General features: G+C 58.2%; 1 protein-coding gene. It reads left to right on the top strand.

Going from position 1 to position 244, the window contains the following annotated elements:
• On the top strand, positions 1 to 244 hold a 244-nt coding region (locus JN414_RS16660; protein ID WP_202208901.1), incomplete at both ends, for a hypothetical protein.

The following is a 244-nucleotide window of genomic DNA, read 5'->3' as shown; positions in this document are numbered from 1 at the left end:
CACGATTGCGGCCAAACGCTCCAGTGTGGATGATGTTCTCTCTACGCCTGACAGCTCTTTTTCAGGACAGTATCAGGCGGCGACGCAGGCCATCACCGGTACCGAAAAGGCTTTGCAGAATCTGCAGGACCTTCACAAGGCTGGAACAGCCACGGGGGCTGATTACGATGCGCAGCTTCAGGGCCTGACGCAAAGGCTGGCAACGCAACGTGCGGCACTTCTCAACCTGCGGGATCCGATGCAG

The sequence above is a fragment of the Gluconobacter sp. Gdi genome (assembly GCF_014132155.1).
GTDB lineage: Bacteria > Pseudomonadota > Alphaproteobacteria > Acetobacterales > Acetobacteraceae > Gluconobacter.
Note: the sequence above shows the minus strand (reverse complement) of the source record. Positions and strands in the feature narration are given on the sequence as shown.